General features: G+C 41.1%; 14 protein-coding genes. 7 read left to right on the top strand and 7 right to left on the bottom strand.

Translation table 11 applies throughout. From position 1 onward, the window contains the following. Window positions 1–117: 117 nt before the first annotated feature. A complete protein-coding gene (locus AABI99_RS16270) occupies window positions 118–621 on the bottom strand; it encodes an NYN domain-containing protein (RefSeq protein ID WP_338367132.1) in 504 nt (167 codons plus the stop codon). 163 nt (window positions 622–784) lie between these two features. Here AABI99_RS16270 and AABI99_RS16265 point away from each other — a divergent pair, with 163 nt between their 5' ends. Both AABI99_RS16265 and AABI99_RS16260 read left to right on the top strand, forming a co-directional pair. After that, window positions 785–1,408 carry a hypothetical protein gene (locus AABI99_RS16265; RefSeq protein WP_338367131.1) on the top strand — a complete coding sequence of 208 codons (624 nt, stop codon included), beginning with the start codon at window positions 785–787 and terminating at the stop codon, window positions 1,406–1,408. Further along, entirely contained in the window at window positions 1,408–2,151 is a 744-nt protein-coding gene (locus AABI99_RS16260) for a DUF3307 domain-containing protein (RefSeq protein ID WP_338367130.1), read from the top strand. Before AABI99_RS16265 ends, AABI99_RS16260 begins: the two co-directional genes overlap by 1 nt. 112 nt (window positions 2,152–2,263) lie before the next feature. Here AABI99_RS16260 and AABI99_RS16255 read toward each other — a convergent pair whose 3' ends face one another. After that, complete coding sequence (locus AABI99_RS16255; RefSeq protein ID WP_338367129.1) at window positions 2,264–3,655, bottom strand: DEAD/DEAH box helicase; 1,392 nt, start codon at window positions 3,653–3,655, stop codon at window positions 2,264–2,266. Between the two features lie 136 nt (window positions 3,656–3,791). Here AABI99_RS16255 and AABI99_RS16250 point away from each other — a divergent pair, with 136 nt between their 5' ends. Continuing rightward, a complete protein-coding gene (locus tag AABI99_RS16250; protein WP_338367128.1) occupies window positions 3,792–4,214 on the top strand; it encodes a DUF1801 domain-containing protein in 423 nt (140 codons plus the stop codon). Between the two features lie 181 nt (window positions 4,215–4,395). Here the strand turns inward: AABI99_RS16250 and AABI99_RS16245 are convergent, their stop codons facing one another. Further along, the gene (locus tag AABI99_RS16245) at window positions 4,396–5,235 is read right to left on the bottom strand and encodes a 2OG-Fe(II) oxygenase family protein (protein ID WP_055013875.1); all 840 of its coding nucleotides are present in this window, start codon (window positions 5,233–5,235) and stop codon (window positions 4,396–4,398) included. A gap of 266 nt (window positions 5,236–5,501) precedes the next feature. Between AABI99_RS16245 and AABI99_RS16240 the strand changes: the two genes are divergently transcribed. Further along, window positions 5,502–6,704 carry a bifunctional alpha/beta hydrolase/OsmC family protein gene (locus tag AABI99_RS16240; RefSeq protein ID WP_338367127.1) on the top strand — a complete coding sequence of 401 codons (1,203 nt, stop codon included), beginning with the start codon at window positions 5,502–5,504 and terminating at the stop codon, window positions 6,702–6,704. 62 nt (window positions 6,705–6,766) lie between these two features. Here the strand turns inward: AABI99_RS16240 and AABI99_RS16235 are convergent, their stop codons facing one another. Next, on the bottom strand, window positions 6,767–7,510 hold the full coding sequence (locus tag AABI99_RS16235; protein ID WP_338367126.1) for an alpha/beta hydrolase: 744 nt from the start codon (window positions 7,508–7,510) through the stop codon (window positions 6,767–6,769). Window positions 7,511–7,635: 125 nt separating this feature from the next. On the opposite strand from AABI99_RS16235, the gene AABI99_RS16230 reads away from it, so the two are divergent. Continuing rightward, a complete protein-coding gene (locus tag AABI99_RS16230; protein ID WP_338367125.1) occupies window positions 7,636–7,959 on the top strand; it encodes a hypothetical protein in 324 nt (107 codons plus the stop codon). 90 nt (window positions 7,960–8,049) lie between these two features. Here the strand turns inward: AABI99_RS16230 and AABI99_RS16225 are convergent, their stop codons facing one another. The 3 genes from AABI99_RS16225 to aspS all read right to left on the bottom strand — a co-directional run bounded on the left by AABI99_RS16225 (window position 8,050) and on the right by aspS (window position 10,873). Next, the gene (locus tag AABI99_RS16225) at window positions 8,050–8,646 is read right to left on the bottom strand and encodes a pentapeptide repeat-containing protein (protein ID WP_338367124.1); all 597 of its coding nucleotides are present in this window, start codon (window positions 8,644–8,646) and stop codon (window positions 8,050–8,052) included. A gap of 29 nt (window positions 8,647–8,675) precedes the next feature. Continuing rightward, window positions 8,676–8,906, bottom strand: a complete 231-nt coding sequence (locus AABI99_RS16220) for a hypothetical protein (protein WP_338367123.1) — start codon at window positions 8,904–8,906, stop codon at window positions 8,676–8,678. 188 nt (window positions 8,907–9,094) lie between these two features. Then, a complete protein-coding gene (gene aspS / locus AABI99_RS16215) occupies window positions 9,095–10,873 on the bottom strand; it encodes an aspartate--tRNA ligase (protein WP_338367122.1) in 1,779 nt (592 codons plus the stop codon). Between the two features lie 247 nt (window positions 10,874–11,120). Here aspS and AABI99_RS16210 point away from each other — a divergent pair, with 247 nt between their 5' ends. Together AABI99_RS16210 and AABI99_RS16205 are read left to right on the top strand one after the other, a co-directional pair. Further along, window positions 11,121–11,969 (top strand): DUF72 domain-containing protein, encoded by an 849-nt coding sequence (locus AABI99_RS16210; protein WP_338367121.1) that lies wholly within the window; start codon window positions 11,121–11,123, stop codon window positions 11,967–11,969. A 13-nt stretch (window positions 11,970–11,982) separates the two neighbouring features. After that, complete coding sequence (locus AABI99_RS16205) at window positions 11,983–12,480, top strand: YgjP-like metallopeptidase domain-containing protein (RefSeq protein WP_338367120.1); 498 nt, start codon at window positions 11,983–11,985, stop codon at window positions 12,478–12,480. Window positions 12,481–12,534 lie beyond the last annotated feature (54 nt).

The following is a 12,534-nucleotide window of genomic DNA, read 5'->3' as shown; positions in this document are numbered from 1 at the left end:
TTTGATCGCCCCTAGATTGAACAAATTTCAATCCGCAAAGATCAACACGCCCTAGCTATATAAGCTCAGTATTAAAAACTCTCATGTTGCAAACACTTAGCCACGCTTATTTGCGCTTTAAAGTAGTAAACTATCATCAATTAAATGAAACTGCTCAGCACTTTGCTTAAGTACTTCGGCAGTTAACTTATCCGCGCCATATACATCGCATGGTACATGATATTGGTGTTTTAAATGCCCTAATAATAAAGCAAAGTCACCATCACCAGAGAGTAAAATAACTTTATCGAGATTTTTACCTTGCTCTAGCATATCTATCGTTATGCCTACATCCCAATCGCCTTTTGCACTGCCGTCTCGGCGCTGAATAAACGGCTTAAGTTTTACCTCAAAGCCAATAGCGCGCAAAATATTTTGAAACTGATTTTGTTTTTCATCACCGCGATGAATGGCATACGCAAACGCACAATCAATTGTGTATTGTTGGCTCATATGTGCCCAAAATGCATTGTAATCAAAGTTTTTACGGTAGCTCTCACGGCACGTGTAATAAATATTTTGTACATCAACAAAAATACCAACGCGGGGCTTACTAATTTGCTGATCATTTTGTAAAGTCATGTGTTCCCTTTTTGCTTACTGCTGAGCCACCTAAATGAAAGTGCCACAATGAGTGAGCCTTGCAATTTTGCTTTAAGTAACCTAAATTGGTTACTTTATTAAATGTAACCAAATTTGGTTACCTGATGCTATGTAACTATTTTTAGTTACCTTTTGGATTTTTATGATTGGTGTGATCAGCGGCGATATAATTAAATCGCAAAAAATACCTAAGCAACAATACGATGCCATGCTTTATCAACTTGAGCAAAGCTTGCGTGCAATTTGTGATAAAACATCACGTTGGAACATATACCGAGGCGATGCTTTTCAGCTCCAAATAAACCAAAGCGAGCAATTAATAAAAACCGCTATTATCATTTATTTGCATTTAAAGTCGGCAGGTTACGACCTACGCCAAAGTATGGCTCTAGGTGAGGTAGATAACCCGCGCAGTGATATTAAAACAGCCACAGGCTCTGCCTTTGTGCTCTCTGGGCAAGGCCTTGATAAAATAGCCAACCAACGCTTTACCTTACAAATAGCAAACCATAGTCTAAACGAAGGCTTTAGCCTTAACCTGGCTTTTGTTGATACCTTGCTAAGTAAAATAACGCAAAAACAAGCCAATGCGCTTTATGTGTATTTAACTCATAGTGATAACAGCCACGCCGCTTTAGCAAAAGAGCTTAACACCAGTCGCGAAAATGTCACTAAGTTGCTAAACCTAGCAAATTATCAGCTAATAGAGCGCTTTATAGTACACGCTAAGCAAATCATAACAACGATTGCAAAAGGAAGTGAGTAATGGGGTTTTCGTTATTATTAGTGGCATTAATTATAGGCCACCTAGTCAGTGACTTTTTCTTACAACCAATGAGCTGGGTAAACGACAGAAACGCCCACCACTTTAAAGCTAAAAAGCTCTACCTTCATGTATTAGTACACGGCATGGTTAGCGCCGCAATTTTAGCACTTTGGGAGTATAACTATGGCTGGCAGCAACTATCTACTGTGGTACTTTCAACGGCTGCAATTATGCTGAGCCACTACCTAATAGATATTGCTAAGTCGTATTCAAATAAAGGGGTTGTCCCTTTTTTACTCGACCAAATAGCGCATATAGCCGTAATAATTGCACTGTGTATTTATATAACTGATAACCAAAGTTTAATCGCGTACATAGGCGCACTAGCCACAAACCCTAAAGCGCTTTGGATTGTATGCGGATATTTAATTATATTAAGTCCCACTGCGGTATTTATAAGAATGATGCTAGAGAAGCTCACCGCTAACTTTTCAAGCGATGGCAGCTTACCACTGGCTGGGCAAAGCATTGGCATGTTAGAGCGCGTATTAATGCTAAGCTTTATTTTACTAGATCAATTTGCTGGAGTTGGCTTTTTGCTCGCTGCAAAGTCGGTATTTAGGTTTGGTGATTTAAGTGCCAGTAAAGATAAAAAGCTCACTGAGTACGTAATGCTAGGCACCTTACTCAGCGTAAGTGTTACTTTATTTGTGGGTTTAGGTATTAATTATTTAATTAGGTAGAGCATACATAAAGTATAAATAACAGATAATAAAAAACGCGCTACTTCTATTAAAAAGTAGCGCGTTTTTTCATTGGCGCTTAATTAAATGCCAATACAATCATTAATAATGATTAATCGTTATTTGGGCGACGACGGCGCTGACCATTACCACCAACCGATTGGCGTTTTGCCCACGGGTTTTGTGCATTATCATCCGTTTTAGCAGCTGGCTTTTTAGACCCACCACGACGAGGGCCAGTACCGTTACCAGCATTGTTAGGCTTTTTGCTATTAGGCTTATCAGACTTTGGTTTGTTAAACGGCTGCTTGGCCTTTTTAGGCTTTTTAGGTTTAATAGGACGCGCATCTAATGCTCGCTCTGGTACTGGGTTAGTGGGTTCAAAACCGGCTTCCTCAGCGCGAGGGATAAGCTCACCTATAAAGCGTTCAATGCCGTACAAGTCGGCGGCATCGTCGGCTGTTACAAACGAAATAGCATGGCCCGATGCACCCGCACGGCCTGTACGGCCAATACGGTGTACGTAGTCTTCGTATACGTTTGGTAAGTCGTAGTTTACAACATGCGGCAGCTCAGCAATATCAAGGCCACGTGCCACAATATCGGTCGCGACTAGTACACGTACTTCACCACTTTTAAAGCCATCTAATGCTTTAACACGGGCACCTTGTGATTTATTACCATGAATAGCGGCACCTGCAATGTCATCGCGCTCAAGCTGTTTAACTAAACGGTTTGCACCATGTTTGGTACGGCTAAACACTAAAACTTGTTGCCAATCGTTACTGCGAATTAAGTGACTTAATAAAGCGGTTTTGCGCGATTTATCAACCGCGTAAACGCTTTGCGATACGCTTTTAGCCGTGGTGTTTTTTGCCGCAACTGATATTTCAACAGGGTCGTTAATTAACCCTTTTGCTAATGCACGTATATCATCTGAAAACGTTGCCGAAAACATTAAGTTTTGACGCTTAGGTGGCATTTTAGCAATAAGGCGTTTAATGTCGTGAATAAAGCCCATATCAAGCATGCGGTCAGCTTCATCAAGTACCAGCACTTCAACATTATCAAACTTCACCGCGTTTTGATTATGTAAATCAATTAAGCGCCCAGGCGTTGCCACTAAAATATCAACCCCTTTACGAAGGCGCTGCATTTGTGGGTTTATTTTTACGCCGCCGTACACTACAAACGAACTTACATCTGAATGCTTAGCGTACTGTTCAACGTTCTCGCTGACCTGCAAAGCCAGCTCACGCGTAGGTGCTAAAATAAGCGCGCGTACATGGTTACTTTTTGCTTTACCGCCTTTAGATAACAGCTCAATTAGCGGTAACGTAAAGCCTGCGGTTTTACCTGTGCCTGTTTGTGCAGCCGCCATCACATCGCGACGTTCAATAATTGCAGGAATTGCTTGAGCCTGAATAGGCGTTGGCGTTTCATAGCCCTTTTCTAAAACCGCGTTAACTAAAGACTGTGATAAACCTAAACCATCAAAACTCATAAAATCTCTCAATAAAATAAAGGCCAAACCGGCCAAGGGCGCATTATACGCAACTAACTTAGAAATGCATGGAAATATTCACTTAGCAAATTAAGTGCTAACCTTAGAGTAGCTAATAACAATACAAATCAATGCGATGACATTAAAAACTAAAGCAAACCAACTAACGCTTAAGCAATGCCTCGAAAGTATAGATTCAAAGCGTATTGAAGACACACATACCTTACTCTCTGTGTTTGAAAAAGTAACAAAGGCAGAGCCTGTTGTATGGGGTAAAGATATTATAGGGTTTGACCAATACAGCTATAAGTACGACTCCGGCCGCACAGGAGAATGGCCAATAACGGGGTTTTCACCGCGCAAAACTAAGCTTTCTATTTATATTATGCCCGGGTTTGAGCATCCTAAAATAGCGGCTTTATTAACTAAACTTGGTAAACATAGCCTAGGTAAAAGCTGTTTGTACGTGACCAAATTAGACAATATCGATTTAGCTATACTTGAGCAAATAATTGCTGAGTCAGTTTTGATAATGAAGCAAACTTACCCAAAAAATTAGTTGTTCTCGACAATTGCTCTGCATCCATGTAATTGTAATTGAAATTTTTTAAGCACAGATAGCGACAATATCAGCCCCTAAAATGATTAAACATTATTGCACATTGGTATAACCTTACTTAAAAACAACAAAAGCGGCTAAAAGCCGCTTTTGGTTTATATTTAACTCAATAAATATAACGTTATTTAACACCTAGCTCGCGTAGACGCTCTTGTAGGTAGCTGTCTGCCGTGTAACGCTCAGAAAGCACAACATCAGGACGTGGGTGTAAAAACAGCGGTAAAGAAATACGCGACTTAGTCGACGCTTTACCCGTTGGGTTAATTACACGGTGAATAGTCGATGGGAAGTAACCGCCCGACGCTTCTTGTAACATGTCACCAATATTAATAATTAAGCTACCAAAGTCACACGGTACGTCTAACCAGCCACCATCGGTTTTTTGAACTTGTAAACCAGGCTCGTTCGATGCCGGTAATACAGTTAATAAGTTAATGTCACCATGTGCTGCAGCGCGAATTGCACCTGGCTCTTCGTCACCCGTCATTGGTGGGTAATGCAAAATACGTAGCAATGTTTGCTCAGAATCAGCAATCATGTCTTTTAAATCAATAGAAAACTTGGCACGTACATCGGCTGGCGCCTCTGCTTGAACCCAGCTTAAAAGCGTTGCTGCAAATTCGTTAGCTAAGCGGTAGTACTCACGTACGTCAGCTTCAAGCTCTGCAGGCACGCGACCTTTAGGGTAAACATGAAAGTATTCTTTAATGTCTTTAACTGTAAAGCCTTTAGCTACCTCAGAGACAGAAGGCGGGAAATAACCGTCTTGTGTTTCTTTAGAAAATAAAAAGTCGTGCTTTTGCTCTGAATTAAAAAAGTCTTGCCATTTTTCATAAATAGACTCAACCAAAGATTGCGGGATTGGGTGGTTTTTTAATACACCAAAACCGGTGTTTCTTAACGATTCAACAAATTGAGCAGCCGCATCGGGGGCTTTATAATCAACAGTAGGTAATTGCATTGTACGTTCCAGTGAATAGGTTGTAAGAACAGTGCCGCTTTAAATATAGCTAATATGCCAAAATAAAGTAGCAAAGCCTTAATTATAGCGCTGTGCGAGGATAGACAAACCACCCTAAAAACATAAGGACAAATGTCCGCAAGGTGAATTAGTGAACACCTTACTTGATCGAGATCAAGTCATAAAAAACATTGAAATTGCACTCATTAGTGCTTATATCATATCTATTATTGTAATGTATTTTCATGAAAAACTAAGGCTCTTCTATGCGACAAAAAGTATCTTTTAAAAGCGGCGATTTAGAACTGGCAGGCCAGCTTGAGCGCCCAGCAGGTGATGTAAAGTTTTATGCTTTATTTGCACACTGCTTTACCTGTGGTAAAGATATTGCTGCCGCCACACGAATAAGCCGCGCCCTTACCCAACAAGGTATAGCCGTACTGCGCTTTGATTTTACCGGTCTTGGTAATAGCGACGGTGACTTTGCAAATAGTAACTTTTCATCCAATATTCAAGATTTAATTGCCGCAGCCGATCACTTGCGCACACACTTTGACGCACCACAATTGTTAATTGGCCACAGCTTAGGCGGCGCTGCCGTACTGGCTGCTGCAGAGCATATTCCTGAAGTATCGGCTATTACAACCATTGGCGCCCCTTCAGATGCAAAACATGTTGCACATAACTTTGAAGCCCACTTAGATGAAATTAACGCTGCAGGCGAGGCAAAAGTGAGCTTAGCTGGGCGCGAATTTACCATAAAAAAACAGTTTGTAGAGGATATAGCAAAGTACGACCGTAGCCACATAGGAAAATTAAAACGCGCGCTTTTAGTTATGCACTCCCCTGTTGATACCACGGTTAATATTTCAGAAGCCGAGAAAATTTACGCATCAGCCAAGCACCCTAAAAGCTTTATCAGCCTCGATAACGCCGACCACCTGTTAAGCAATAAAGACGATGCCGAGTACGCAGCCACGCTCATTGCTAATTGGGCAAACCGCTACGTTAAGTATGAGCAAAGTAACTACAGCGCAAAATTAGAAAACGGCAAAGTACTGGTTGAAGAAAAAGACCATATATTTACTCAGCACGTAAGTACTAAAGATCATACATGGCTTGCAGATGAGCCCTTAAAGGTAGGTGGCAGTAATTTAGGCCCCGATCCGTACGACCATATACTCGCAGGCCTTGGCGCGTGTACCTCAATGACACTGCGTATGTATGCAACCTTAAAAAAGCTGCCGCTTGATCATGTAAAAGTAGAACTTGAACACACCCGCGACTACTACCAAGATTGCGACAACGGCGAATGCACGCAAAACCTTGAAGCCATTACCCGTAAAATTACCCTACGCGGCGATTTAACCGAAGCACAACGCCAACGCCTGCTAGAAATAGCCGACAAATGCCCAGTGCATAAAACCCTGCATAACAGCCCAATTGTAGTCAGTGAACTAGTTGAGTAACTAAAACAAAAAAAGCGCAGCTGTGGCTGCGCTATTCAATAAAGCAAAAATCTACAGGTTTATTAGTTTATAAAAGCCTGCATCTCGTTACTTATTCTCTCCACCAGCCATGCTGGGCCGCCGTCGTACATATCGTTATGGCGCGATTTTTCTATCGTTACTTGGCTAACCGGAAACGCTTTAAGCTCTGTATCGTTTAATAGCACGTTAGCATCAGCTGAGTAATCACTACCACGCAGTGTAAGCACGCGTATGCTTTTATTACGTGGGGTTAACATACGGCGGTGATCGAGGGTAATTATTTGGCTTACTTCATTTGGATAGATTGCAGCGTATAAAGCGGATATATCGCCGCCGTTTGAGTGCCCAAATAAAGTGAGTTTAGTAAAATCATACGCTGGGTATTTACTCGATAACTCATTAACTAAAAACTTAAGCGTTACCACACCGCGATGCCAGTTTTCCATGCGAGTAGTTAAGTAAGGCTGTATGCGATTAAGCGCAGGGTCGGTTTTTAGCTCATGTGCAACTGCAATGCTTAAATAACCCTGTGCATTAAATAGCTTACTGGCAAATGAGTAGTTAGTGTGGCTAATGCCATAGCCTGCATTTACAAATGCTACAGGGCACTTTGCGTGTACGCTGCATTGATTACGCTCATTGGGGTATGTGATATTTATAGGGATGGTGCGATTGCGGCTTTGATCCACTATTACATCGTCATCAGCAACGCTTAATGGTGACATTAAACTCGCACTTAGGCTAAATGCGCTTAATGTTAGTAACTTTTTTATTATTTTATGCATGTTTTAACTTGTATAAATTATTGTTTTTAAATAAAAATAACTTTTACTATAAAGGTTAGCGCGCGCCATTGCTAATGTATGCGATAATACAGGTATTATTTTTAGTTAATTTAGAAAAGTACCCCATGAAATCATACAGCACTATTGAACAACGTATCGACATTTTGCAAAGTCGAATAGAAGCCTATAAAGAAGAAATCGCCGTGTTACAGGCCGAGCCAAAAAGTAACAACGAGCGTATTATTTTTAAATTCATTGAAACGGGCAGCACAGGTAAAACAAAAGACTTTGTTCGCGAGCTTGGTATTAAGTCGCCGCGCGATAGCTTATATTCATCGGGTGATGTAACCAAATTGATCAAAGACGGCGCTGATGACATTACCCCTGCCCTGCTTAAAATTGCTCGCACATTAGCAAGCGCACGTAACAAAAATGGCCCTAGCTGTTAATACCAAGCTACAGGCCACTGTTTAATCTTATTGAAGGTTATTCATTGTTTAGAGGCTTGCAATATGCAGCTTCTAAACGCTCCTCACATATTAATCGCAAAGCTCAATATTAAGGCTTGTAAGTAAATTAAGGGCTTCAAAACGCTCAAACTTAGCTCCCGCTAACGCATTACTGTTTAAATCTATATTAAATTCTGTAGCCCCTACAAAATCACAGTCAGTTAACGTAGTTTGAAAAAACTCACTATCGCGAAAATTACTCCCCGCAAATTTACTTTTCGCTAGGTTAGCGTGTCTAAAATCAACATTCTTTGCAAAACAGTGAATTAATTTTAGTGATTTTAAAGTTAATTCAAAAAAAGAGCTGTTACTAAGCTCACAGCTATTAAAGCTCACCGGCGCATTTATACTTAGCGCTCCCCAATCAGCATTGCTCCATTGCACGCTGTTTAACTTACAATGGCTAAAGCTTGCATTTTCAAGCGAGCTGAATCCCCATTCAATGCTTGATAAATTGCAATGCTCAAAGCTGCACTCTATAAATCGGCACGTTTTAAATTGCCCCTGAGATACGTCGCAATTTATAAACGTACATGCTTCAAACTCTGTGTTTTCGAGTGTGTGTTTTGCTAGCTGTAAGGCACTAAATTGCTGATCGCAATAATAGCTATTATTAGAAATTGGCACTGTAACTACGTGTCCGTATTTAGGGTTGTTTAATGGGCATAAGGGCTGTTTTTTGGCAAATCTTGTTTAAGCGCTAGTAAGGCGATAAAAATTAAGCCAAAGAGCGGAAATATCGCTAAGCATCCGCCCACAAAAGCTAAAACGCCCGGCATGGTGCTTTTGTGTTTACCTATTTTATAGCTAATCAGCGCAAAAATTGGAATGCAAAACAAAATAAAAAAAGCTAAAAATTCACCAAATAATGTGAGATTAAACGACATAAGAACTCCCTCTCTTTTGAATAATATGTGATACCAATCAACTTAAATATTTAACGATTTTAGCGTATTAATAAACTAGTAACTTAACATGAGTGGTATGAATTGCTTTAAATTTAACCATAAAAAAACCCCTAGGTATACTCCTAAGGGTTTGTAAATCTAGCCAAGCGCATTTGTTACGCGCGGTGTTACTCTTCGCTAGGAATTGCTTTTTCTACCACACTGATTGCAAGCTCAGTTAACGAGTCACTGTTCGCTTTACTAGGCGCATCGGTTAATAAACACGATGCTTGTGTAGTTTTAGGGAACGCAATAACGTCACGAATGTTATCGGTACCACATAAAAGCATAACTAAACGGTCAAGACCAAACGCAAGACCTGCATGTGGTGGTGTGCCGTATTTAAGAGCATCAAGTAAGAAACCAAATTTGTCTTGTTGCTCTTGCGCTTCAATACCTAAAATTCTAAATGCGGCTTCTTGCATATCAGCATTATGAATACGTACCGAACCACCACCTACTTCATAGCCGTTTAATACCATATCGTAGGCATCTGAAATAGCCGCTGCTGGATTTGCTTCAAGCTCTGCTGCGCTAATACCTTTTGGTGCTGTAAATGGATGATGCACTGCATGTAGCGTGCCTTCGTCATCTTCTTCAAACATTGGGAAATCAACAACCCAAAGTGGTGCCCAGCTATCAAGGTTAGTGATTTCTAAATCAACACCAATCTTCAAGCGAAGCGCGCCCATTGCTTCGTTTACAACGTTGCGTTTATCGGCACCGAATAAAATAATATCGCCCGTTTGTGCGTTAGTACGCTCAAGTAACTGGGTAATTACCTCTTCGTTTAAAAACTTAGCCACTGGAGATTGAACACCTTCAGCGCCTGCATCACGGTCGTTTACTTTCATCCACGCCATACCTTTAGCGCCGTAAATGCTAATAAACTTAGTGTAATCGTCAAGTTGCTTGCGTGAAAGCTTAGCGCCACCTGGCACAGTTAATACCGCAACACGGCCTTTTTCATCATTAGCTGGGCCTGAAAATACGTTAAACTCTACGTCTTTTACTAAATCAGCTACATCAACAAGCTTCATTGGGTTACGTAAGTCTGGCTTATCAGAACCGTAAAGGCTCATTGCCTCGCTGTAAGGCATGATTGGGAAATCGCCTAAATCAACGTTTAATAATGATTGCCACATTTCACGGATCATCTTTTCAGTCATTCCACGAACTTGATCAGAGCTCATGAACGAGGTTTCTAAATCTATTTGGGTAAATTCAGGTTGACGATCGGCACGTAAATCTTCATCACGGAAACATTTAACAATTTGGTAGTAACGGTCAAAACCCGACATCATCAACAATTGCTTAAACAACTGTGGCGACTGTGGTAATGCGTAAAAGCTACCTTTATGAACACGGCTAGGTACTAAGTAATCGCGTGCACCTTCTGGTGTTGCTTTAGTAAGTACCGGTGTTTCAATGTCTAAAAAGCCATTGTCATCTAAAAAGCGACGAACAAAGCTACTTGCTCTAGCACGCAGTTTAATACGGTCGCTCATTTCAAGGCGACGTAAATCTAAGTAGCGGTATTTTAAGCGGCGCTCTTCAGAGTTTGTTTGATTAAAATCAAGCGGAAGCGGTTCAGAGCGGTTGATAATAGTAAGCTCAGTACCTAAAATTTCTACTTCGCCTGTTGCCATGTCTTTATTTACTTGGCTGTCTGGGCGTGCACGAACAACCCCTTTTAACTGCACACAAAATTCTTGACGAAGTTTGTTAGCAGTATCCATTAGTCCTTCAACTTCTGGATCGAATACCACTTGTACTAAACCTTCTCTATCGCGTAAATCGACAAAGATAAGTCCACCAAGGTCACGTCGTTTGTTGATCCAGCCACATAGTTCAACTTCTTGATCTACGTGAGTTTTATTTAGCTGTCCGCAATATATAGAGCGCATAGTTTTCCTGTCAGATAAAAGGCTTAAACGGTTATATTTATTTGTTTTAAGGCGTGTGATTTAAAAAACTGGTCACCACAATACAAATAAAGCCGCTAGCAATCTAAAAATAATCAAATTAAGCCCTGCATTATACCCAAGTAGTATCAAGATGCTAGGGCGTGTTGATCTTCGGTGATTGAATTTACAGCAAGCACCACATGTATTTGTTACACTAGCGCCACCAAGTCATTAAACCACGCTTTTTATGTTATATATTGGATGCCCTCAGTGGTCGAGCAATGCCTGGAAAGGCAACTTATTTACCCGCCAATGTAAAAACGCCGATATGCTCAGCCAATACGCCCAGCATTTTAATTCAGTAGAGGGCAACACCAGCTTTTATGCAGATCCAGCACCAAGTACAGTTTTACGCTGGGCACAGAGCGTACCCGATGACTTTAAATTTACGTTTAAGTTTCATCGGCGTTTCAGCCACGAGCTGGCGCTTACTAATGTGCAAACAGAGCTTACCGATTGGTTGACGTTATTTGCCCCCTTACTTGAAAAAACAGGGCAAATAATGCTGCAATTACCCAAAGCATTTGGCCCAAACGACTTGCCTAAACTTACACAATTTATTGATTTATTACCTAAAGAGCTAAATTACGGCGTAGAAGTACGCCACAGCGATTTTTTTAAAAAAGGTGAGGCCGAAATTGCCCTTAATCAGCTATTAATGGCAAATAATATAAACCGTATTGCTATGGATACCCGTGCGCTTTTTGCAGTAAAGCCCACCACCGAGGCTTTAATAGATGCACAACAAAAAAAGCCCCACTTACCGGTACATGCAATAGCTACTGGCTCGCAGCCGATGGCCCGCTTTGTAATAGCCGATTTACAAAACGACTATAAACCCTTTTATAAACCCTGGCTCAATAAAGTAAAACAATGGCTTGATGAGGGGAAAACCCCGTACGTGTTTTTTCATACTGCCGATAACCAAGAGTCTCCGTTACTTGCTAGGCAGTTTTGTGAAGACCTAGGGTATAATCACCCGGTATTAAACCCATTCAGTGGCGAAAAAGAAGCCCACCAGCCAACGCTTTTTTAAATAGAGAATGAAAATGAGTGAATACGCACGTTACTTTACCGGCTACCCAGCTAACATTGTTGAGCAAGTATTAAGCCTTATAAATAATAACAAGGTATGTGACTACTTACTTAAAAAATACCCACACGCGCACACCATCACCACCGATAAACTGCTTTACAGCTACGCCACTGATTTAAAAAAACAGTATTTAAAAAATGCCCCACCGTTTGGCCGCGCTGCATTTAAAAAACAAGGTGATATGGTCACTAATGCACTCGGTACCCACACTTACCGCATGCAAGGTAAAACCCGTAAACACGATTTAGCCATAAACAGCGATTTACTGCGTGCGCCCGAGCCTTTATTAAAAGCATTAGTGGTGCACGAACTCGCCCATTTTAAAGAAAAAGATCACAACAAAAGCTTTTATAAATTGTGCTGCCACATGGAGCCGCAGTATCATCAGTTGGAGCTGGATTTACGGATATTCTGTGTGGTGGTCGCGATGGGAGAGAATCCGTATATATGAGCGGTCAGCGGTCAGCGGTCAGCGGTCAGCGGTCAGCGGTCAGCGGTCAGCGGT

Source organism: uncultured Pseudoalteromonas sp. (genome assembly GCF_963922945.1).
Taxonomy (GTDB): Bacteria; Pseudomonadota; Gammaproteobacteria; order Enterobacterales; family Alteromonadaceae; genus Pseudoalteromonas.
This window is presented reverse-complemented; position numbering and strand designations above follow the sequence as displayed.

Bases quoted from the DNA above. Each gene is read 5' to 3' on its own strand.
- AABI99_RS16240 (WP_338367127.1), top strand. From the start codon at position 5,502: ATGCGACAAAAAGTATCTTTTAAAAGCGGCGATTTAGAACTGGCAGGC.
- AABI99_RS16230 (WP_338367125.1), top strand. From the start codon at position 7,636: ATGAAATCATACAGCACTATTGAACAACGTATCGACATTTTGCAAAGT.
- AABI99_RS16235 (WP_338367126.1), bottom strand. From the start codon at position 7,510: ATGCATAAAATAATAAAAAAGTTACTAACATTAAGCGCATTTAGCCTA.
- AABI99_RS16270 (WP_338367132.1), bottom strand. From the start codon at position 621: ATGACTTTACAAAATGATCAGCAAATTAGTAAGCCCCGCGTTGGTATT.
- AABI99_RS16245 (WP_055013875.1), bottom strand. From the start codon at position 5,235: ATGCAATTACCTACTGTTGATTATAAAGCCCCCGATGCGGCTGCTCAA.
- AABI99_RS16205 (WP_338367120.1), top strand. From the start codon at position 11,983: ATGAGTGAATACGCACGTTACTTTACCGGCTACCCAGCTAACATTGTT.
- aspS (WP_338367122.1), bottom strand. From the start codon at position 10,873: ATGCGCTCTATATATTGCGGACAGCTAAATAAAACTCACGTAGATCAA.
- AABI99_RS16220 (WP_338367123.1), bottom strand. From the start codon at position 8,906: ATGTCGTTTAATCTCACATTATTTGGTGAATTTTTAGCTTTTTTTATT.
- AABI99_RS16250 (WP_338367128.1), top strand. From the start codon at position 3,792: ATGACATTAAAAACTAAAGCAAACCAACTAACGCTTAAGCAATGCCTC.
- AABI99_RS16265 (WP_338367131.1), top strand. From the start codon at position 785: ATGATTGGTGTGATCAGCGGCGATATAATTAAATCGCAAAAAATACCT.
- AABI99_RS16210 (WP_338367121.1), top strand. From the start codon at position 11,121: ATGTTATATATTGGATGCCCTCAGTGGTCGAGCAATGCCTGGAAAGGC.
- AABI99_RS16255 (WP_338367129.1), bottom strand. From the start codon at position 3,655: ATGAGTTTTGATGGTTTAGGTTTATCACAGTCTTTAGTTAACGCGGTT.
- AABI99_RS16260 (WP_338367130.1), top strand. From the start codon at position 1,408: ATGGGGTTTTCGTTATTATTAGTGGCATTAATTATAGGCCACCTAGTC.